The sequence below is a fragment of the Gluconacetobacter sp. genome (assembly GCF_047721585.1).
Taxonomy (GTDB): Bacteria; Pseudomonadota; Alphaproteobacteria; order Acetobacterales; family Acetobacteraceae; genus Gluconacetobacter; species Gluconacetobacter dulcium.
In genome coordinates this window covers 1-19,290 of sequence record NZ_JBDNXE010000077.1, presented here as the reverse complement: position 1 = coordinate 19,290, position 19,290 = coordinate 1, and the positions used below count along the sequence as shown (strand labels likewise).

The following is a 19,290-nucleotide window of genomic DNA, read 5'->3' as shown; positions in this document are numbered from 1 at the left end:
CCCATCCCCAGCCGCCCCGCCAGAAGGCCGAGCACGATCGGCAGCACGATCAGCCCACTGGGCAGGGCAATGTCCAGCCACCGCAATTCCGTCTGCCGGTCCAGACGCAGCACGTCCGCCATATGGCTCTTCAAACCCACGAGATCGGCCTCCCCCCGTCATAGGCACACACAAATCAATACGCTATGCGTAGCATATGAGCACATAAAAGATACGCAGTACGTACTAAATGACAGACATACGCACCCGCGATATCGCCCGGTTGATGAGCGGCATTCTCTGGCTGGGCCGCCGCCTGCGCCGCGAGCGTCCCGAGGACTCCCTGCCGCTGGCAATGATCGGCATCATGGGCACGCTCTACCGGCTCGGCCCGATGCCGGCGGCGAAGCTGGCGGCGCACGAACTCCTGCAACCCCAGTCCCTGACGCGCATCATCGCCACGCTGCAACAGCAGGGCCATATCGCGCGCCAGCCCAACCCGGCCGACCGGCGCGAAATCATCCTTTCGCTCACCCAGGACGGCCTGCGCGCCCTCTCCGCCGACATGGAAAGGCGGCGGGAATGGCTGGCCCGCGCCATGGCCCACGCCCTGACGGCGGAGGAACGCGCCAGGTTGCTGGCCTGCGAGGACATCTTCGCGAAACTCGCCTGGTACGAACCCGACGATCCGGCCTGAACGGCATACGTCTCCACAACGCCCGCACATCGCGGCGGCGGTGGTCCTGGGCACGTTCATGTCGATCCTCGACACCACGATCATCAATGTGGCGATCCGCGACCTGTCGCACGATTTCGGGGCTTCGCTGGTGTACCGGCCTCGGTTTTTTTGAGACAATTGGTTGAAGCCTGAGCGGCGATAGCCGCATTGGCCAGAGCCTTGGCTCGGACGGCGTTGGGAGACATGAATCCGTGCCGTTCGAGCAGCCAGATTTCGTTGTATAGGTCACGGAATTCCAGCAAAGCCTGGCGTAGATCCTCGACGGTTTCGAAAGTCTGGACCCAGAGCAGGTTTTCCTTGAGCGTCCGGATGAAACGCTCGGCGCATCCGTTACCCTCGGGCGCGCGGACGAAGGCGGCCAGCGGGAACGGTGCGCGATCCTTGCCATAGGTGATGGAGTCTTGTCGTGGATGGCCGCCGGATTGGGCGTCAGGGTGGAACGGGTTGAGATTGTCGTGGAAATTTTTTAGAAAATTTATTGAAAATAACTATATTTCCATAGATTGAACGGATTGACATGTCGGCATGACTCTTTGATTTGCGGTCGAGGTAGCGGATCATATGAAGCGGGAAAGGCATACGCATTGCCGGATGCCGAGTCTCGGGTCAGAATATCGTCGTGCAAGTGATAATATGGATTTTTCCAGTAGAATGGGTTTCTGCCAATCACGGTCTGGTTCAGTGGAGCCAATGGCGACCTTCGCCGGGAAAGGGCATCAATGCGGTGTGATGTCGATTTTGAAAAGTGGTGTGCTGTAACCGACAAGTGCACCATCCTGCTCGATCGGGGGCAGCAGGACGCCGTCGTCAGGACAAGCGACCGGCACACGCAGTGGCCCGACTTCTACAAAGCCGATGATGTCGCCACGTCGGACTGGGCGAGTCTCCCTCTGGCCTTCATGGCGGAAAATGCCCATTTCCGGGCTGAGGATGCTTTGTTCGGTCCGGGGCGGGGGAGTGTTACCGGTCGGGGTGGATGTTTCCTGAGCTTGCAGCGAGAGGCCCAGTGTTGTTCCGCCCTCCGTCCATTCCAGTTCGCTGATCCCGCGGCTTCGCATCCAGGAGACAATTTCGGGCAGGGCGTCGAGGCGGGTCATGAAGTTTGATCCTGCGCTAGAGCAGATACTGTTCGAATGTGTGCATTCAAACAGGTGGAGATGCTCGTAAAAACAATAAACGAGAGCATTTCTACCGAACCGGATTTCGGTGGAAATGCTCTAGAAGTGTGGTCAGGTATCCGGTATTCACGCCGCCGGCGGTAAAACCCGGTTCGTCAAGCAGGCGTCGATGCAAGGCGATGTTCGTTTCGATGCCTGCCACGCGGATTTCGTCCAGGGCGGCGCGCATCCGCTTGATGGCATCGGCGCGATCGGCCCCATGTACGATCAGTTTTGCGACGAGTGAGTCGTAATCGGGTGGGACGACATATCCCGTATAGAGATGGCTGTCGACGCGCACGCCGGGGCCGCCTGGAGGGTGCCAGGAGGTAACAGTCCCGGGTGAGGGATGAAAATTGACAGGATGTTCAGCGTTGATCCGGCATTCGATGGCGTGCCCGGTTGTCCGGATATCGTCCTGACGAAAGGAAAGTGGTCGGCCCATGGCAATCGACAGTTGTTCGCAGACAATGTCGAGGCCGGTTGTCATTTCCGTTACAGGATGTTCGACCTGTAGCCTGGTATTCATTTCGATGAAATGAAAAGACCCGTCCTCGTACAGAAATTCGACCGTTCCCGCGCCCGTATAGCCTATTTTCGCACAGGCCTGCGCGCACAGAGTCCCGATTTCCGCGATCCGGTCCCGAGGGATGCCGGGAACGGGCGCTTCCTCGATCAGTTTCTGGTGGCGTCGCTGCACCGAACAGTCGCGGGCGCCGATCCATGCGGCATGTCCATGCTGGTCCGACAGAATCTGGATTTCGATATGCCGCGCGGCGCGCAGGAAGCGTTCGGCGTAAAGATCCGGGTTGTGAAAGGCGCGTATCGCTTCCTCGCGTGCCGAGGCGATGGCACCGGTCAGGTCGTCGACGTGTGAGACGATCCGCATGCCGCGTCCGCCGCCGCCACCCGAGGCTTTGATGATCAATGGATAGCCGATCTGTTCGCACAGGCGTGCCGCGGCAACGGGATCGTCCGGCAGGGCGCCGTCCGATCCTGCCAGGCAGGGGAGGCCCGCTGCCGCCATATCCTGTCGTGCCTGAATCTTGTCGCCCAGCCGGCGCATGATGGTGGAAGACGGGCCGATCAGGACCAGCCCGGCTTCCTCGACAGCCTGGGCGAAATCCGCATTTTCCGAGAGGAAGCCATAGCCGGGATGAATGGCATCCACTTTCAGCAGTGCGGCGGCCCGCAGGATCCGCGCACCGTCCAGATAGCTGCGCGATGCCGCGGCAGGTCCGATGCAGAGTGTGCTGCCCATCAAAGGGAGATGTGCCAGCGTGGCATCGGCTTCGGAATGGATTCCGACCGGTTCCAGCCCCATCACATGACAGGCGCGTGCGATCCGCAGCGCGATTTCGCCCCTGTTGGCGATCAGGACGCGGCGAATGTCACGCATGGCGCGGCTCCACGGTGAAGAGTGGGGTACCCGGTACGATATCCTGCCCGTTGTCGCAGAGGATCGAAACGATACGGCAGGCGAACGGGGCTTCGAAACGGGACAGGGTTTTCATGGCTTCGATGATGCATAATGGCTGTCCTTCCGCAATGTCATCGCCCGCTTGTACAAAGGGCGCGTCTTCCGGTGCCGGGGCACGATAGAAGCGGCCGTACATGGGGGCCGTGATCGTCTCCGCGGGATCAGGAACAGCAGGGGCGGCGGCCGGCGCGAGGCGTAGGGCGTGGGCGGTGGACGGCCTCGGGTTACCGGACCGTACCAGCAGGATATGCGTTTCCGCATCCTGGTATTTCAGCCGTTCCAGCCCCAGTTCGATCATCTGATCGACCAGTCGGTCGAGGTGCCGCATATCGAGCGTCATGGTTGGTCCGTGGTTACAGGATGGGCGCGCGCACGGCGATGCCCGCATGGTGTAGTGCGGCACGCACGGCACGGGCCATGTCGAGTGCTGCGGGACTGTCGCCATGGACGCACAGGCTGTCGATGCGTGTGGGGATATGCCGCCCTGACACGGTCTCGATCGCGCCTGCACGGATCATGTCGACGGCCCGGCGGGCAGCGTGCGCGCTGTCGTGCAGCACCGCTCCGGGCAGTGCGCGGGACAGCAGGTGGCCGTCCTCGTCATAGCCGCGATCGGCGAAAATCTCCGTCAGGACCGGCAGGCCTCGGGCCCGCGCCCTCAGTTCCAGTTGGCTGAAGGCGATTGCCAGGACGGGCAGCCCGGGGTCTATGGCTGTCACGGCATCAATCACGGCGTCGGCGATCCGGGCATCGCGTTCCGTCAGGTTGGCCAGCGCGCCATGAGGTTTGACATAGCTGATCCGGTGGCCGGCATGACGGGCCATGGCCCATGCCGCCCCGAGTTGATAGGCGACCTGCCGTTCGATTTCCTCGGGACTGAACGGCATGATACGGCGCCCGAATCCCCACAGGTCCGGGAAGCCCGGATGGGCGCCGACGGCGACATTGTTTTCGCGCGCGCGCAGAAAGGTGGCGTGCATGATCTCGGGGTCGCCGCCATGAAAGCCGCATGCGACGTTGGCGGATGTGACAATGGCCAGCATGGCTGCATCGTCGCCCACGCGGTAGGGGCCGTACCCTTCGCCAAGGTCGGCATTCAGATCGACAACATGTTCCGTCATGATGGCCTCGTTGAAACGGGGTGCGGTCTGATGGCCAGGGTGCCACGCAATGCGCCGATGCTGCGAGAAAGGTCGGCGAGCGCGCGGGCGCCGTCACGCACCGCGGCGACGGCCTCGGCGTGGGTGACTGCGACAAAACGCACGGTCGTACCGACAGGGGCCTGGGCCAGCAGGCGCAGGTCCGGCGCGATCACGGTGGCGATTTTCGGGTAGCCGCCGCAGGTATTGGCGTCGGCCATCTGCACGATCGGCATGCCCGCCGGCGGCACCTGCACCGTGCCGGGTACGATGCCGTGCGAGAAGAGATTGAGGGGTCGGCTGAGCGCCAGGGGAGCCGTTCCGTCGAACTGATAGCCGGCGCGGTTGGCGCGTGCGCTGACCTGCCAGTCCTGCGTGACGAAACGGTGCTGTGCCCCCGTGGTAAAGGACGCATATTCGGCTGCCGGCAGGACGCGGATATGGAGAGCGTCCTCACGCGCCGGCAGGATGGTGCGCCGGGCCAGGCCAAACCCATGGGGTGGGAGCGGCGGTGCTCCGTCCGCCGGCAGGCAGTCCAGGCGGTCGCCACGTTGCAGCGCGCGTCCCTGGAACCCGCCGAAGCCGCCCTTGAGATCGGTCGAGCGCGATCCGAGCTTGATCGGGACGTCTAACCCGCCGGCGAAGCTGACATAGGCACGCGCTCCGCATGTCGGCGTGCCGAGAGATAAAGTCTGCCCGGCCTGTGCCGTCATGGCCCAGTCCGGGGGCAATGCGAGATCGTCCAGCCGTGCTGTCGTCCGGGCGCCGGTCAGGGCAAAGGATGTGGGGGCGTGGAAGCGCAGGCGGAAGGGAAAGAACGCGACTTCGATCCCCGCCGCGTCGGGGGGATTGCCCAGCAGGATATTGCCGTGGGCCATGGCCAGGCGGTCCATCGCTCCACCGTGGGAGATACCCAGGTTCATGAATCCCGTGCGCCCAAGGTCCTGGACGGTGTTCAGGGCCGATCCGGTCAGGATTTCGATCATTGTGCCCTCTGGAACCGGACAATGTCGCCCGGACGCAGAAGGCAGGCCTCGGCCCGGTCCGGGTCGAACAGGATCAGGTCGGTGTGGCCCAGAATATGCCAGCCGGTCGGCGCGGTGCAGGGCATGATGCTGGCATGGCTGCCACCGACGATGACAGCGCCCCGTTCGACCTGCAGGCGGGGGGACGCCCGACGTGGCAGGATAAGGCGCGGGTCGAGGCCCGTCAGATAGGCAAAGCCCGGCATGGCGCCGATGGCGGCCACGCAATAGCGCCCGCTTTCATGCAGGGCGATCGTCGCGTCGATCGACAGGTCGGCGGCTTCCGCGATCATGGCCAGGTCTTCGGCGAACGCTCCCCCATAGGTGACGGAAGCGGTGATCTCGCGGCCGGTCAGGCTGCTGGCGACCGGGAGTTCCCAAAGCGTATCGAGCAGGGCTGCGACCTGCGCATGTTCGACCGTCACCGCATCGAACAGGACGAGAAGATTATTGACCCCCGGCACGACGTCGATGATCCCGCGATGGCCGGCCAGGGCCCGCGCGACGGTCAGGACATGATCCTGGGTGATCTGGTCGTACGCCTGCGTTGCGGCATCCAGCAGAAGGGCGCCGGCACCCGCCGGGCTGATCCGTTTCCGGAGCCGGTCCGCTGGCTGGCATGTTTCCACCCTCCGCCTCTCCTGCCCTGTGTGATGCCTTGAGGCACCCTTCTGATTCTGGAACGCGTGGTCGGGCAATCGGCTACCTGTCACTGATGAGAGATTACACATAGAATGGGCCCGCGATCCCGTGCTGTCACGTGATCCGCCGCGTGGACGAGTTGCTGGATCGCGACGCGGGACACATGACGCGTGACGGGCCCTCTCGTTCGATATCAGAAGGCGGCTGATACGGTGCCGTAGAATTCTCGCGGGGCTCCGACGAAGAGGTTGGCATTGTTGTCGCCGGCGACCGATGCCGCGCCATAGACGCCGGAAAGGTAATTGGCGTTGAAGAGGTTGCTGGCACCAAAGGAAAATTTCAGGTCATGCATGACGCCGACATGGGGAAGTGTGTAGGACGCGTTGAAGTTCGTCGTCCAGTAGGCCGGTATTTTCTGGTCGTTGGTGTAGGTCATGTACCGTGAGCTGGTATAGGCCGCGTTGAAGCTGAACGTGGCATGTTTGTAGCTATATGCGAGAAGGATCTTGTACATGAACTTCGGATAATAGACCTGATGCTTGCCTTTGATGCTGATGGTCGATCCGTTATAGGGCAGGTGGCTGTCCTGATAGGTCGCGTCGTTCCAGCTGAACGTATTGATAAACGACAGACCTTTGAACGGTCTTATGTCGGCCATCACGTCGGCGCCGTTCATTGTTTCGCGACCGACATTGACGTACGAGCCATAGACGTTACCGGTCGGACCCGATGTGATCGCGGCAAGGCGATTGTAGTAATCGGTATGATAGAAATCTGCGGAGAAGGAGAAGGGGTCGGAGTTGAAGCGGTATCCGATCACGTAGTTCCATGTCCGTTCGGGGCTCAGGGTCTTCTTGTTCGCGTTGAAGACGGACTGCGCCGGATTTTTGGCGGTACCGAGCGAGCCCCATGCGCTGCCGCTGGCGCTTTGCGTATTGTAATCGTACGCGTGCATGTTCTCGGCGATATCCACGTAGATTTCGTGGTGGCGCAGGAATGTGTAGTCGTAGTTGAAATGGGGCAGGAACGCGTTTGATGCGGTCATGCTGCCGTTGGCGGGATGGCTGTAATAGACGTTCCAGGATGACAGTTCGGCGCTGTTGTCCATGCTGGTACCGCCATGTGTGGTCTGCAACAGGGATTTGAAGCCCAGCAGGACGCTCATGCCGGGCGTGATGCGATAGGTATCCTGGAGATAGTACTGGAACGTATTCGTGTTGAAGGAATCGAGCCACCAGGTCGTTGCCTGTGAGGCCTTGAAGCCGCTGGCCGATGCGTGGGGCTGGTCCATCCCATCTTCATAGAGGCGCATCGGATAGGAGAAGCTGTCATTTTCGTACCAGAGGCCGGTCGAAATGTCGTTTTTGCCGATATCGATGTGATATCCATGGGTGAAGCCGATACGACGGACGCCGATATGCCCGCTGCCCAGGGCCATCGGTACGCCGGAAGACGGTGAGGTCAGGTACGGGTTGCTGCCATCGTAGTTTCCGCTGGAAACCTGGGCATATGCCGTTGTCGTGGAATGAACCGCCGGCAGGATCTGGAATTCTCCCGTGACGGCGGACAGATAGTTTCTTTGCACGCGCGTGGCGTCGTAGGCGAAGCTGGAAATTTCCGACGGACTCAGGATGCCGCGATAGGCTTCGGGGACGATGCCCGTATGGGCCGTATGGGCAAATTCCTTGGCCAGCGCGTAGTTGGGGATCAGATACGTCGTATCGCGGCCAAGCGTCTGCCACATATGCTTGGTCAGGCCCATATAGGCGTACTGCGTCATGTTGGAATAGTCGAAGACCGCCGTAATCTGGCCGATGTCACGAATGGGCTGAACCAGCTTGACGTTGGCCTGCTGGTCATTCTGCGAACCGTATCCCTTCCAGAGATTCTGATCTGTCCGGGCGTATGACGCGTAGAATTTCGTGCCGGTCGCATTCAGAACGCCGCTGTCGGCACGGGCAAAGGTGCGGAACAGATTGTAGCTGCCGAAAGTCTGGCCGATGCGGCCGCCGGCCTTGTCGGCAGGGGCGGAGGTTGTAAACGCAATGGCACCGCCGAGCGTCTGGGCGGAAGGTGTGTCGAGAGCGCCCGCTCCCTGCGACACTGTCATGCCGGTGATGTTTTCCGATATGGCGGCCTGCGAGATATCCAGGCCGTTCCATACCTGGTAGCGATCCTCGCCGAGCGGGATGCCGTCCATCGTGAAGCCGATCTGCGTTTCGTTGAAGCCGCGCATATACAGGGCGTTGGCATAGGTATCCAGGCCATACGAATCGTCGCTGCCGAAGCTGATCCCTGGGGTCGTCTGGCCAAGAACCTGCAAGGGGCTTGTTCCGCTGACAAAATGGTCCATGATTTCGCGCGTTACGGCCAACTGGGCGCCGTGGGTGCGCACGCGCGAACTGACGACCTGCATGGTTTCGCCGGTCGGTTTGACCTGCGGGCGGCTCCTGCGCTTCTCCTGGGTGGCGGGGGGCGTATGAGACGTGCCTGGGAGCGGCTTTTTCGGCGTGGCGGCCAGGATGGTGGAAGACATCAGGAGGGCCGACGCCCCCCCCATCACGGCTGCCAGCATGGTCTGGCATGTCCACGGGAAACGGGACGGCGGCGCCGAGGGGGCTCTGACGGTTCGTGTGACGGAACTGAGCCGCCCGGATTCGTGACGCGATCGCAGTGCCGTTGAAAGGCATTTACCCATATGTCGTTTTTCTGATCCGGCGTGCATGTTCAGAACCTCTGGCTGCGATCGATTCCCTACGTTGTCCCGGCAGGAACATATCGTATTCATTATCGTAATATGCACGTAATATGTTTGATTTCAACATGAATCGATATGGAAACATACTGCGCCGGTTTTTTTGCCGGCTACCAGTTGGGGCCGGTTTGCATCGCCATGACGGCATAGGTCGCCAGCCAGTGCTCGCCCATATAGTCGCCCGCGATATGGGCCATGCTGGCGTCGAGATGCTGCTTCATGGTGTGTTCGATGCGTTGACGCGCGGCAAAATCCATGGGCAGGGGATGCAGGATCTGTTTCCACGCCCAGACACGGCTGAGATTCAGTCCGTCCAGATGCGCGATCTTGCCGTCCGAACGATCGCTGACGATCGCCGGGGTAAACAGGGTTTCAGGCTGGCCGGCGGCGAGATCGGGCAGGAAGGTGGCGAACCATGCGGCGAAGGCGTCGGGAGAGAGAACCCGTGCCATCAGGGCGGCCTCCACCAATGAGGAGGAAAGGAACTCGTCCCCGCCAGGTTCCCAGGCCTGGCAGGCGCGGTCGCGATCGTACCATGCGCGTGCTTTTTCCCGTATGGCCTGCGTGAAGCCGGTTGCGGGATACAATGCTGCGTAATCGAGCGCGAGGAGCATGCCGAATGCGCTGTTCAGGTGTGTTCCGACCCGCACCGGGTATGTTGCGATCGGTAGGAAGTTTTCGAACAGCGTCAGGATGCGTTGCGATAGCGGGGCAAGGGCCGCGTGGAAGCCTCCGAGCACCGGATGGTCGTGCAGTTCGGCGGACAGTTTCAGCAGCCAGGCCCAGCCATAGGGGCGTTCGAAACCGCGGCGGATCGGGGGGTCGAAATAGGCGGCTTCGATCATGCTGTTTTCGACTGTGACGTGTCGGTTAAACAGGGCCTCGATGTCATTGCGGGTTGCGAGACCGGGGAAAAGTCGGGTGAGGCGGGCGAGGAGCCAGTATCCGTGTACACAGGAATGCCAGTCCAGGCTGCCATAGAAGATCGGGTGGATGGATTGCGGCAGTGCCAGATCGGTCGCATCGCGCATGATCAGTTGGGGTACGTTTGGAAACGGACGCGTGACGTGCCCCAGGGCGATTTTGGAAAATTGTTCCGCCTGGGCGTGAGACAGCATGGTCATGGCAGGATGTTCCCGAATTGGATGATGAGGTAGAGCAGGAGTGTATTGCCGGCGAAGACGGCGAGTGCGGTCGGCATCTGGGCGCGGATGACGGCGTTGCGGTCCGTCAGGCCCAGCAGATAGACCGGCACGATATTGAAGTTGACGGCCATGGGCGTCAGCAGCGTGCCGCAGAAGCCGCATAGCATGCCGATGGCCGCGACCGGGGCAACGGGGGCACCGAGGCCGTGGATCAGGAACGGCAGGCCGCAGGCCCCGAACATGACCGGAAAGGCGGCAAAGGCATTACCGATCAGCGCGGTCAGAGCCGCCATGCCGACTGTGTAGACCAACGTCGCCACCAAGGGGGAGCCAAGCCCCGCATGTGTCAGAAGCCCGGAAATCGTGTCGTTGAGTCCGGCCAGGGCGTAGACCCCGCCAAGCGCGGCCAGCATCTGGGGCACGATAGCTGCCCAGCCGATCTGGCGCAGGATGCCGGCCCCGGCTTCCAGCGGTTCGGACGGTCCGGGCCGGAACAGGACGCACGCGACCGCCAGCCCCAGCAGGGTTGCCAGCATGTAGGTGCTTTGGCCGACATGGCTCGGGTCGACCAGATGCCATGTGCCGGACCTGATGAATGGCCCGGCGATGGAGAACAGGACGACGCCGATCGGCACGCATAACAAGGGAAGAAACAGGCTGTTATGTGTTCGGGCGGCGGGGAAGGGGCAGGCGGCTGGTGTCGTGCCTTGGTTCGGAGCGCTAGGCTGCTTCCCGGTCAGGCTGGCCAGCAGGGCCAGGATGATGACGAGGATGCCGCTTGTGAAATCGGACCAGAGGTCGCCCAGCAGGAACAGGGCGCCATACAGGAGCCAGAAACCGCCCGACAGGAGGTCCGCCGTTCCTTGGCCGCTTCGCCATGTCGACCATGCGGTATAGAGAAAGAAGGCCCCCAGAAGGGCATAGACGATTTCCAGGCTCATGCTGTCGGCCGGCCCTGCCCCTGCCGGCGCAGGGTGCGGTCCATGCGCGTCGTGCGGACGCATGTGATCACCGCGGCCATCACAGCGGTCGGCAGCGCCCAGCAGGACAGGTGCCAGGGCGAGATATGAATGCCGAATGTCGCGAGGGTCGCCTGCATGAACAGGATCGAAACGAACGCGACGAATATGTCCTCGCCGAAGAACGAGGCGACGTTGTCGATGGCCGCCGCCTGCGCGCGCAACCAGTTTGACATGGCAGGCGTCGGGGGCGCACCCGTCATCTGTTCCGTTGCGTTTTCCACCATCGGAATGATGACGGGGCGCACCATCTGCGGATGGCCGCCGAACGATGTCAGGCCGAGGGCAACCGTGATCTGGCGTATAAAGAAATACACACGCAGCACGCTGCCTGGGGTGTTGAGGTGGACACGGGTGGCGACGGAGCGCGAAGCCTCGGCCAGGCCGCGCCGTTCCAGCAGGCCCACCATGGGCAGGACGGCGAACAGGATAGAAAGATAGCGGTTTGAAACGAAAAAGCGGCCGAGCAGGCTGATACTGTCATGCAGGGTACGGCCATCAAGCATGGCTGTGGCCACGGCACTGCTGACGATGACGAGGGTCAGGTTCAGGCGCAGCGCGATCCCGACGATAATGATCGCCAATCCTATAAGCGTGTCGGCATGTGCGTGCCCCGTCGTCATGCTGGCATCCTGCGGTCGTGCGTGGTGTCACGTTTAAATTGGATATAAAACGGATATGATGCAAGAGCGAAATCAAAGTCGTCTGGCCGTTGGCCGTATGCTCTGGCAGCATGTCTGTCGGGTGGGCCCGCCGGCCGGTCGTGGCGCCCTATCTGGAGGATGACAGGATATGACGAACGATACGAGCAGGCGCCGCCGTCCGGCCCGGCCGACAGCTGAAGCCGATCGCGGACAGGCTGCGGGCACCAGTCGGCCATTCATCGTATCGTCGTCGCACCTGGCAACGCCCGGTAACGAGGATCTGAGCGAGTTCGAATTTGCCTTGACGGTGGTGAACCATGCGTTTCAGCGCTGGGTCACGCATTGCATGACTGCCGTGGGGTTACCGGAACTGTCGGCGCTGGATTCGCTGATTCTGCACAGCATCAATCATCGACACAGGGAGAAGAGCATTTCGGATCTGATGTTCACCCTGAATCTCTCGGAGCGGCATTATCTGAATTATGCCATGAAAAAACTGGAGGAACTGGATCTGATTACGCGCCGCCGTCAGGGCAAGGAGGCCTTCGTGGCCACGACGGAGAAAGGGCGGACGATCTGCGGGAGCTACGCGGAACTGCGCAAGGTCTGCCTTCTGGATCTGGTGCCCGCGGACCGGAAGGCGGCGGCTGTTCCCATCGGCGACATCGCCAAGGCATTGCGGGTTCTGACCGGATTCTACGAACAGGCCTCGCGCTCCGCTGCGTCGCTATGATGGTCCTTCCGGTCGCTGGGGCTGCTTATGTCGGGCCTGCTGCGTGTTCCGGCATTCTCTCCGGCGTGTGGCCTGGCGCGTCGGGAGTTGGGGCAACGTCGCTGCAACTGATCTGGATGACAGACCGGCCCGCCACGCACGGGTGTTGAGCATGACGCGGTAGGTGAAGGCTACCATGCCGCCCGCGATGACCGGGATCGTCCGCAAACCCCATCACGCGGCGCCCATCGCAGGTCTGTGGCCTCTTCCAGAACCGGCATATTCCAGATTCCATCGGAATATATCGAAAACATCCCCAGCGGGAACACCCGAAGCCCCCTTCGCCCGCCACCCGGACGATACCGTCAGCGTCAGCATGAACTATCCATGGCTCAACACGAAACTGACAGACTACGTGGCACGGATTCAAAAAAGTGCCGCCGCCCTCCACAAACCCACGCAGGAGCATGCGATCGCGGTCCATGACGGCCGGCACCCCACGTCCTGGCTGCCGATCCGCTCCGGCGTCGCGTTCTGAAACCCCGTCAGCCGATACCGTTCCTCGCCGCGTCCATGCACTGGCGCATCCGTGCGATGGTCGCGGCCAGACCGTCGAAAATTGCCTGCCCGATCAGGAAATGTCCGATATTGAGTTCCACAACCTGCGGCAGGGCGGCAATCGGCCCCACATTGTCGTATGTCAGGCCATGGCCGGCATGCACCTCCAGCCCCGCCGCGTCGGCCTGTGCCGCCGCCCGGCGCAGGCGCTCATATTCCCCCGCCCGGCCTTCGGCATAGGCGCCGGTATGCAGTTCCACCACCGCCGCGCCAATGGCGGCCGAAGCCGCGATCTGCGCCGGCTCCGGGTCGACGAACAGCGAAACCCGGATTCCGGCCTCCCGCAGCGCGCGCACCGGCGGCGCCAGCGTCGCCGCAAGGCCCGCCACATCCAGCCCGCCTTCGGTCGTCACCTCGGCCCGCCGCTCGGGCACGATGCAGCACGCATGCGGGCGCAGATCCAGCGCAATGGCCACCATGTCATCCGTCGCGGCCATTTCCATATTCAGCGGCACCGCAAGCTCGGCCCGCAGCCGCACCAGGTCGGCATCACGGATATGCCGCCGGTCCTCGCGCATGTGCGCGGTAATGCCGTCCGCCCCGGCCGCCACGGCAAGCATGGCGGCCGCCACCGGGTCGGGGTGGCTGCCGCCGCGCGCATTCCGCACGGTCGCCACATGGTCGATATTCACCCCAAGACGCAGGGCCCGCGCGGGCGGAACGGAAAGGGTCATGCTGCACTCCGGTTGCGGGCCATGTCGCGGGCCAGTTTCAGGGCGGCGATCAGGCTGGACGGGTCGGCCACGCCCTGCCCGGCGATATCGAAGGCGGTGCCATGGTCCGGCGAGGTCCGCACGATCGGCAACCCCAGCGTCACATTCACGCCGCCCGCCATGTCGATGGTCTTCAGGGGGATCAGCGCCTGATCGTGATACATGCACAGCGCCGCGTCATAACGGGCACGGGCCGGCGGCGTGAACATCGTATCGGGGGGCCATGGCCCCGTCACGTCCATCCCCTCACCCCGCAGCACCGCGATGGCGGGAGCGATGATCTCCCCCTCTTCCCCCCCCAGCACCCCACCTTCACCCGCATGCGGGTTCAGGCCGGCAACGGCCAGCCGGGGGGCGGCAATCCCGAAATCGCGCCGCAGGGCCGCGGCGGTCGTCCGCCCGCACCGCACGATCTCGTCCGCCGTCAAACGCTCCAGCGCCCGACGCAACGACACATGGATCGTCACCGGCACCACACGCAGTTCCGGGCAGGCCAGCATCATCACTTCCTGTCCCGGCACGCCGCAGAGTTCCGCCAGATATTCGGTATGGCCGGGGTGGGCAAAGCCCGCCTGCTTCAGCACCAGCTTGCTGATCGGGTTGGTCACCACGGCGCCGACCTGCCCGGCCAGCGCCAGTTCGACAGCGCGGGCGATACTGTCGATCACCGCCGGCGCATTGGCCACATCCGGCGCCCCCGGCCGCGCGGCACAGGCCAGCCCGACCGGCAGAACCGGCAGCGCCTCACCAAAAACCGCGGCCGCCTGCGCCGCATCCGCCACCACACGCACCGGCACGCCGGGATAAAGCGCCGGATCGCCCAACACCATAAATCCCGGCCCGCCCACGCGCAGGGCGCGCCAGGCGGCCACCGTCAGTTCCGGCCCAACCCCGGCCGGGTCCCCCATGGTCAGGGCCAGCATCCGCGGCACACCGGCCTCCATCGTCAGCCGCCGAACCGGCGATCGTGCGCCAGGGCTTCCAGCACCCGAACCCAGGAGCGAATGCCCTTGTGGAACGAGATCAGGTCATATTTCTCGTTGGGCGAATGAATGCGGTCGTCATCCCGCGCAAACCCGACCAGCAGCGAGTCCATGTCGAGCGCCTGCCGCACTTCCGACACGACCGGGATCGACCCGCCGCTGCCGATCGTCACCGCCGGCCGGCCCCATTCCTCGCCCAGAGCCGCCAGCGTGACCCCCAATCCCGGCCCGTCCGCCGGCACGACGCTGGCCCGCGACCCGCCATGTCCCGCGAACGTCACCGAGCAGTCGGCCGGCAGCATGGCCCGCACATGGGCATGGAATGCGTCGCGGATACGCGCCGGGTCCTGCCCCGACACCAGCCGGAACGACACCTTGGCCGAAGCCTGCGCCGGCAGCACGGTCTTGAACCCGTCATCGGCATAACCGCCGCTGATGCCGTTGATCTCGAAAGTCGGCCGGCACCACGTCTGCTCCACGGCGGTATAGCCGCGCTCGCCCGCCGGCACCGACAGCCCGACCGGCCCCAGGAACTCGGCATCGGACGGCGCAATGGCGCGCCACTGGTCACGCACTTCGGCCGACGGGTCCTGCACGCCATCATAAAAGCCGGGCAACGTCACCCGCCCGCTCTCATGGTCACGCACCGAGGCCAGAATCCAGCTCAGCAATTCCAGCGGGTTACGGGCAGCGTTGCCATAAATGCCGGAATGCAGGTCGCGATTGGCGCAATGGATCGTGATTTCCTCGCCAACCATGCCGCGCAGCGCGGTGGTGATGGCCGGCACGCCGCCATCCAGCATTCCGGTATCGCAGATCAGCGCGACATCGGCGCGCAGTTCCTCACGATTGGCCTGCAGGAACGGCAGCAGGTTCGCCCCGCCGCTTTCCTCCTCGCCCTCGATCACCAGCGACACACGCAGCGGCAGCGTACCGTGTTCGGCCTTCAGCGCACGCAGGGCCTCGATGAAGGTCATCACCTGGCCCTTGTCGTCCGATGCACCGCGCGCAACGATCCGCGCTCCCGCCTCGTCACGCACGATGCGCGGGTCGAAGGGCGTCGTCTCCCACAATTCCAGCGGATCGACCGGCTGCACGTCGTAATGGCCATAGAACAGCACATGCGGCAGCCGCCGGGCCGAGGCATCGGCCGACCGGTCATGCGCCACTACCATCGGGTGGCCCGGGGTCTCGCGCACCGAGGCTTCCAGCCCGATCGCCGCCAGTTCGTCGCGCAGCCACTCGGCGGCGCGACGGCAATCCCCGGCATGGGCGGGCTGGGCGGAAATGCTGGGAATGCGCAGGAAGTCGAACAGCCGCTCCAGGCTCGCCTCCAGCGTGCGGTCCACCCTGTCCAGCACCGGCGCCAGGTCACGTCCGTTCGTCATCATCGTCCATCCTCGATCCGGAATGCGGCACGCGCCGCGAGTCAGTCGGGAATGTGCGAACAGGACGCAGGAAATGCAATGCGTGGCCGAGAGATGGCATGTCCCTTCTTTTTCTGAAGAAAAAGAAGCAAAAAGACGTTTATCCGTTCAGGAACATCGCGTACTGCCAGCACTGGCCCCCTGACCGGATCAGAGGTTTCCGGTTCTTTTTTCCATCAAAGAACATCAGCTTACCGCCCGCCGCCCACGCTGCAACGCCGCAAAATCCACCCCCTGCATCAGCACGGGCGGAAATCCCGCATCCCGCGTCAGTTCGGCCAGCAGATTGCGCGCGCCGGGAAACAGCAGGGCCGGAATCTCGACCAGAAGCAGCGGCTCCAGCATTTCCGGCGCGGCAACCCCGCCTGCGGCGCGCAGGTTGACCAGCCCGGCATAGGCCAGGTCGGCCTCGAACAGCACCTGCTCGTCCGGCCCCCGCCCCTGGCAGCGCAGCACCAGCGCAACCTCGAACAACGGCGCGCCATCGGCGACCTGCCGCGCATCCACGTCCAGATCCAGATGCAGGCGCGGCAGCCCTTTCGGCGCGGCATGCACCGCCGGCGCTCCGGGCACCTCCAGCCGCACCGACTTCACATACTGGCTGACAATCTCGCCGCGCGGCACAGCCATGCCATCCGCCGCGCCGGCAACCGTGGCGGTCGCGTCTCCATCATGCATCGTGCCCACGTACTCCGGATCGTGAAGCCACGATTGTGCTCCAGGCAAGGTGAACGGGGCGTTTACCCAGCGTGGATTTTATCGCTTCAGATGAATTGCCCGCGCAGAAAGCCCAGAGCGGGCAGGGGGCGCCAGGCACGCGGCAGATCGGCACGGCGGATGGGCTGCACGCTGTATCGGGGAACGGGCTGGCGACTCTGGCGCAGGAAGGCGGCATAGGCCCGGACCTGCTGCTCCCGCCAGTCGCGGTCGGCCATCGCCGCCGGGCGGCCGGGATAGATTTCCGCAATGCGCAGGGCCCGGCCGACAGTCGCCACGACGGCCCACACCATGTCGTCCTTGCGTCCGGTGCGTTGAAACGCGATGATTTCGCTCAAGAGCCTGCTCCGCCCCGATCCGGCAACGACACCATGCCGGCGTGGTGGAAATCAAGGCCGATCTGCGGGCGTCGGCTCGCCGCACGGCCATGTCCGGCTTTCCTTGCCGGACATCGCGCGAAACGGTAGGAGGCTGCCCATGCTGCGTCTACTCGTCACCTTGCCCTTCCTGCTGGGGCTGATCGTCTTCAGCGCCTGCAATCAGGACCCGATCCAGATGTGGTTCCTCGACTGGGGATGGAAATCCTCGGTCGGCGTGCTGACGCTGGTCGTCGCCGCCGCGTTCTTCCTTCTCGGCGCGGTCACGGTCTGGTTCGCCGAACTGCGCCAGCGTGGACGCGCCCGCCGGGCGGAACAGCAGGTCCGCGCGCTGGAGGAACAGGTGGCCGAACTCCGCCGCCAGCAGGCCGAAACCTACAACCCGCCCCCCACGGCCGTGCCCGTATCCACCGCGCTGCCCGTATCCCATGAGGCGCCATTGCCATGACGACCCGCCGGACACGCCTGATCGTGGCGCTGGATACCAAGGACGAGGCCCAGGCCGCGCGCTGGCGCGACCAGACCGCCGCCAGCGCCGACGCCATCAAGCTGGGGCTGGAATTCACTTATGCACAGGGGCTGGACGCGGTGCGCCGGGTCGCGAAGGGGCACAGCCTGTTCCTGGACCTGAAGCTGCACGACATCCCCAATACCGTCGGTTCGGCCATCGGCAGCCTGGCCAACACCCGCCCGGCGATGCTGACGATTCACGCCCAGGGCGGCAGCGCCATGATCGCCGCGGCCCGCGCCGCCGTGGACCGCGCCTTTCCCGCCGATGCGCGCCCCCTGCTGCTGGCGGTCACGGTCCTGACCAGCATGGACGCCGCGGCCCTACACGAAATCGGCGTCCATGACGATCCATGCCAGCAGGTGCTGCGCCTGGGCGCGCTGGCAGTCGCGGCCGGCGCCGACGGCCTGATCTGCTCGCCGCACGAAATCATCCCCCTGCGCGACCGCCTGGGCGACGCACCGGTCCTGGTAGTACCCGGCATCCGCCCCGCCGGGGCCGAAACCGGCGACCAGAAACGTGTCATGACCCCCACCCAGGCCCGCAAGGCCGGCGCCGACTGGATCGTGGTCGGCCGGCCGATCACCACCGCCGCCGATCCCGCGGCCGCCGCCGCCGCCGTGGCGGCCGAACTCGCCGGCTGACACCGTGGCTGACTCGCCGGCTGACTCGGCGGCCCCGCCCATCGGCATCAAGATCTGCGGCCTGACCGAGCCCGAAGGGCTGGACGCCGCGATCGCCCATGGCGCCGACTGGGTGGGCTTCGTCTTCTTCGCGCGCTCTCCCCGCGCCGTCACCCCGGCGCAGGCCGCACCCCTGGCCGCGCGCGTGCCACCGGGCGGCCCGCAGCGGATCGGCCTGTTCGTCGCCCCGGATGATGACGCGATCGCGGCAACCCTGGATGCGGTCGCGCTGGACGGATTGCAGATCTACGCCCCCGAGGCCCGCGCGCTGGAAATCCGCGAGAGATTCCGCCTGCCGGTCTGGCACGCACGGGGCGTCACCACGACGGCCGACCTGCCGGCCACCAGCAGGCTGGACGGGCTGGTGATCGAATCCCGGCCGCCTGCCGGGGCGGACCGTCCGGGCGGCAACGCGCAGCCAATCGACTGGACCCTCCCGAAAGACTGGCAGGCCCCCGTCCCGTGGATGCTGGCGGGCGGGCTGACACCCGAGACCGTCGCGCTGGCGATCGCCCTCAGCGGCGCCCCGGCGGTCGATGTCTCATCCGGCGTGGAAAGCGCGCCGGGCCGCAAGGATGCGCGCCTGATCGCACGCTTCATCCAGGCAGCCCGGCAGGGCGCTTACCAGCGCCCGTAACCGTAAGGGTAGGCGTACGCCGGATACGGGTACACAGGATACGCCGGGTAAGCAGGATAAGCCGGATAAGGATAAGCATACGCCGGATAAGCCGGCGGATAATAACGGTACCGATACCCGTAATAAGGCGAGGCCAGCGCGGAGCCCGCCAGCACGCCGACGCCGAAACCACCCAGGCCCCAGCCCCAGCG

At 64.3% G+C, this 19,290-nt stretch carries 21 protein-coding genes and 2 pseudogenes; 6 read left to right on the top strand and 17 right to left on the bottom strand.

Annotation, left to right across the window (positions count from 1 at the left end; genetic code table 11):
* Positions 1-229 precede the first annotated feature (229 nt).
* A complete protein-coding gene (locus tag ABF821_RS13830; RefSeq protein WP_183008214.1) occupies positions 230-676 on the top strand; it encodes a MarR family winged helix-turn-helix transcriptional regulator in 447 nt (148 codons plus the stop codon).
* Between the two features lie 173 nt (positions 677-849).
* Here the strand turns inward: ABF821_RS13830 and ABF821_RS13825 are convergent.
* The 11 genes and pseudogenes from ABF821_RS13825 to ABF821_RS13775 all read right to left on the bottom strand — a co-directional run.
* Positions 850-1,074: pseudogene (locus tag ABF821_RS13825) on the bottom strand (integrase core domain-containing protein); the annotation flags it as partial.
* 360 nt (positions 1,075-1,434) lie between these two features.
* Complete coding sequence (locus tag ABF821_RS13820; RefSeq protein ID WP_415530408.1) at positions 1,435-1,815, bottom strand: hypothetical protein; 381 nt, start codon at positions 1,813-1,815, stop codon at positions 1,435-1,437.
* Between the two features lie 91 nt (positions 1,816-1,906).
* Positions 1,907-3,274 (bottom strand): acetyl-CoA carboxylase biotin carboxylase subunit, encoded by a 1,368-nt coding sequence (locus ABF821_RS13815; protein ID WP_415530407.1) that lies wholly within the window; start codon positions 3,272-3,274, stop codon positions 1,907-1,909.
* Positions 3,267-3,695, bottom strand: coding sequence for an acetyl-CoA carboxylase biotin carboxyl carrier protein (locus tag ABF821_RS13810; RefSeq protein ID WP_415530406.1), 429 nt, complete (start codon positions 3,693-3,695; stop codon positions 3,267-3,269). Before ABF821_RS13810 ends, ABF821_RS13815 begins: the two co-directional genes overlap by 8 nt.
* Before the next feature lie 13 nt (positions 3,696-3,708).
* Positions 3,709-4,476: a LamB/YcsF family protein gene (locus ABF821_RS13805; RefSeq protein WP_415530405.1), complete on the bottom strand. Its 768-nt coding sequence runs from the start codon at positions 4,474-4,476 to the stop codon at positions 3,709-3,711.
* The gene (locus ABF821_RS13800) at positions 4,473-5,480 is read right to left on the bottom strand and encodes a biotin-dependent carboxyltransferase family protein (RefSeq protein ID WP_415530404.1); all 1,008 of its coding nucleotides are present in this window, start codon (positions 5,478-5,480) and stop codon (positions 4,473-4,475) included. Before ABF821_RS13800 ends, ABF821_RS13805 begins: the two co-directional genes overlap by 4 nt.
* Positions 5,477-6,148: a 5-oxoprolinase subunit PxpB gene (gene pxpB / locus ABF821_RS13795; RefSeq protein WP_415530403.1), complete on the bottom strand. Its 672-nt coding sequence runs from the start codon at positions 6,146-6,148 to the stop codon at positions 5,477-5,479. The genes ABF821_RS13800 and pxpB overlap by 4 nt, the downstream gene beginning before the upstream one ends.
* A 206-nt stretch (positions 6,149-6,354) precedes the next feature.
* Entirely contained in the window at positions 6,355-8,736 is a 2,382-nt protein-coding gene (locus tag ABF821_RS13790) for a TonB-dependent receptor domain-containing protein (RefSeq protein ID WP_415530402.1), read from the bottom strand.
* 290 nt (positions 8,737-9,026) lie between these two features.
* Complete coding sequence (locus ABF821_RS13785) at positions 9,027-10,040, bottom strand: DUF2891 domain-containing protein (RefSeq protein WP_415530401.1); 1,014 nt, start codon at positions 10,038-10,040, stop codon at positions 9,027-9,029.
* Positions 10,037-11,002, bottom strand: a complete 966-nt coding sequence (locus ABF821_RS13780; protein ID WP_415530400.1) for a 5-oxoproline transporter, DUF979 family subunit — start codon at positions 11,000-11,002, stop codon at positions 10,037-10,039. Before ABF821_RS13780 ends, ABF821_RS13785 begins: the two co-directional genes overlap by 4 nt.
* On the bottom strand, positions 10,999-11,703 hold the full coding sequence (locus ABF821_RS13775; RefSeq protein WP_183008204.1) for a 5-oxoproline transporter, DUF969 family subunit: 705 nt from the start codon (positions 11,701-11,703) through the stop codon (positions 10,999-11,001). Before ABF821_RS13775 ends, ABF821_RS13780 begins: the two co-directional genes overlap by 4 nt.
* 169 nt (positions 11,704-11,872) lie before the next feature.
* Between ABF821_RS13775 and ABF821_RS13770 the strand changes: the two genes are divergently transcribed.
* Both ABF821_RS13770 and ABF821_RS13765 read left to right on the top strand, forming a co-directional pair.
* Complete coding sequence (locus tag ABF821_RS13770; RefSeq protein WP_183008203.1) at positions 11,873-12,457, top strand: winged helix DNA-binding protein; 585 nt, start codon at positions 11,873-11,875, stop codon at positions 12,455-12,457.
* A gap of 355 nt (positions 12,458-12,812) precedes the next feature.
* Positions 12,813-12,974 carry a hypothetical protein gene (locus ABF821_RS13765; RefSeq protein WP_415530399.1) on the top strand — a complete coding sequence of 54 codons (162 nt, stop codon included), beginning with the start codon at positions 12,813-12,815 and terminating at the stop codon, positions 12,972-12,974.
* Between the two features lie 7 nt (positions 12,975-12,981).
* Here the strand turns inward: ABF821_RS13765 and ABF821_RS13760 are convergent, their stop codons facing one another.
* The 5 genes from ABF821_RS13760 to ABF821_RS13740 all read right to left on the bottom strand — a co-directional run bounded on the left by ABF821_RS13760 (position 12,982) and on the right by ABF821_RS13740 (position 17,232).
* Positions 12,982-13,728: a pyridoxine 5'-phosphate synthase gene (locus ABF821_RS13760; RefSeq protein ID WP_415530397.1), complete on the bottom strand. Its 747-nt coding sequence runs from the start codon at positions 13,726-13,728 to the stop codon at positions 12,982-12,984.
* Positions 13,725-14,690 (bottom strand): 4-hydroxythreonine-4-phosphate dehydrogenase PdxA, encoded by a 966-nt coding sequence (gene pdxA / locus ABF821_RS13755; RefSeq protein WP_415530409.1) that lies wholly within the window; start codon positions 14,688-14,690, stop codon positions 13,725-13,727. The genes ABF821_RS13760 and pdxA overlap by 4 nt, the downstream gene beginning before the upstream one ends.
* A 23-nt stretch (positions 14,691-14,713) precedes the next feature.
* Positions 14,714-16,141: a dipeptidase gene (locus tag ABF821_RS13750; RefSeq protein WP_415530396.1), complete on the bottom strand. Its 1,428-nt coding sequence runs from the start codon at positions 16,139-16,141 to the stop codon at positions 14,714-14,716.
* Positions 16,142-16,363: 222 nt separating this feature from the next.
* On the bottom strand, positions 16,364-16,855 hold the full coding sequence (locus ABF821_RS13745; protein ID WP_415530394.1) for a protein-export chaperone SecB: 492 nt from the start codon (positions 16,853-16,855) through the stop codon (positions 16,364-16,366).
* Between the two features lie 86 nt (positions 16,856-16,941).
* Complete coding sequence (locus ABF821_RS13740) at positions 16,942-17,232, bottom strand: hypothetical protein (RefSeq protein WP_114725278.1); 291 nt, start codon at positions 17,230-17,232, stop codon at positions 16,942-16,944.
* A 139-nt stretch (positions 17,233-17,371) separates the two neighbouring features.
* Between ABF821_RS13740 and ABF821_RS13735 the strand changes: the two genes are divergently transcribed.
* The 3 genes from ABF821_RS13735 to ABF821_RS13725 are packed head-to-tail and all read left to right on the top strand — an operon-like array spanning position 17,372 to position 19,099.
* On the top strand, positions 17,372-17,719 hold the full coding sequence (locus ABF821_RS13735) for a LapA family protein (protein WP_415530393.1): 348 nt from the start codon (positions 17,372-17,374) through the stop codon (positions 17,717-17,719).
* A complete protein-coding gene (gene pyrF / locus ABF821_RS13730) occupies positions 17,716-18,423 on the top strand; it encodes an orotidine-5'-phosphate decarboxylase (protein ID WP_415530392.1) in 708 nt (235 codons plus the stop codon). Before ABF821_RS13735 ends, pyrF begins: the two co-directional genes overlap by 4 nt.
* A gap of 4 nt (positions 18,424-18,427) precedes the next feature.
* Positions 18,428-19,099: a phosphoribosylanthranilate isomerase gene (locus ABF821_RS13725; RefSeq protein ID WP_415530391.1), complete on the top strand. Its 672-nt coding sequence runs from the start codon at positions 18,428-18,430 to the stop codon at positions 19,097-19,099.
* Here the strand turns inward: ABF821_RS13725 and ABF821_RS13720 are convergent.
* Positions 19,084-19,290, bottom strand: a pseudogene (locus tag ABF821_RS13720) (hypothetical protein); the annotation flags it as partial. The gene ABF821_RS13725 and the pseudogene ABF821_RS13720 sit on opposite strands and share 16 nt — an antisense overlap.

Bases quoted from the DNA above. Each gene is read 5' to 3' on its own strand.
- ABF821_RS13780 (WP_415530400.1), bottom strand. From the start codon at position 11,002: ATGAGCCTGGAAATCGTCTATGCCCTTCTGGGGGCCTTCTTTCTCTAT.
- ABF821_RS13750 (WP_415530396.1), bottom strand. From the start codon at position 16,141: ATGATGACGAACGGACGTGACCTGGCGCCGGTGCTGGACAGGGTGGAC.
- ABF821_RS13790 (WP_415530402.1), bottom strand. From the start codon at position 8,736: ATGCTGGCAGCCGTGATGGGGGGGGCGTCGGCCCTCCTGATGTCTTCC.
- ABF821_RS13800 (WP_415530404.1), bottom strand. From the start codon at position 5,480: ATGATCGAAATCCTGACCGGATCGGCCCTGAACACCGTCCAGGACCTT.
- ABF821_RS13760 (WP_415530397.1), bottom strand. From the start codon at position 13,728: ATGACCCTTTCCGTTCCGCCCGCGCGGGCCCTGCGTCTTGGGGTGAAT.
- ABF821_RS13785 (WP_415530401.1), bottom strand. From the start codon at position 10,040: ATGACCATGCTGTCTCACGCCCAGGCGGAACAATTTTCCAAAATCGCC.
- ABF821_RS13820 (WP_415530408.1), bottom strand. From the start codon at position 1,815: ATGACCCGCCTCGACGCCCTGCCCGAAATTGTCTCCTGGATGCGAAGC.
- ABF821_RS13745 (WP_415530394.1), bottom strand. From the start codon at position 16,855: ATGCATGATGGAGACGCGACCGCCACGGTTGCCGGCGCGGCGGATGGC.
- pyrF (WP_415530392.1), top strand. From the start codon at position 17,716: ATGACGACCCGCCGGACACGCCTGATCGTGGCGCTGGATACCAAGGAC.
- ABF821_RS13805 (WP_415530405.1), bottom strand. From the start codon at position 4,476: ATGACGGAACATGTTGTCGATCTGAATGCCGACCTTGGCGAAGGGTAC.
- ABF821_RS13810 (WP_415530406.1), bottom strand. From the start codon at position 3,695: ATGACGCTCGATATGCGGCACCTCGACCGACTGGTCGATCAGATGATC.
- ABF821_RS13765 (WP_415530399.1), top strand. From the start codon at position 12,813: ATGAACTATCCATGGCTCAACACGAAACTGACAGACTACGTGGCACGG.
- ABF821_RS13735 (WP_415530393.1), top strand. From the start codon at position 17,372: ATGCTGCGTCTACTCGTCACCTTGCCCTTCCTGCTGGGGCTGATCGTC.
- ABF821_RS13815 (WP_415530407.1), bottom strand. From the start codon at position 3,274: ATGCGTGACATTCGCCGCGTCCTGATCGCCAACAGGGGCGAAATCGCG.
- ABF821_RS13770 (WP_183008203.1), top strand. From the start codon at position 11,873: ATGACGAACGATACGAGCAGGCGCCGCCGTCCGGCCCGGCCGACAGCT.
- ABF821_RS13830 (WP_183008214.1), top strand. From the start codon at position 230: ATGACAGACATACGCACCCGCGATATCGCCCGGTTGATGAGCGGCATT.
- ABF821_RS13775 (WP_183008204.1), bottom strand. From the start codon at position 11,703: ATGACGACGGGGCACGCACATGCCGACACGCTTATAGGATTGGCGATC.
- pdxA (WP_415530409.1), bottom strand. From the start codon at position 14,690: ATGCTGGCCCTGACCATGGGGGACCCGGCCGGGGTTGGGCCGGAACTG.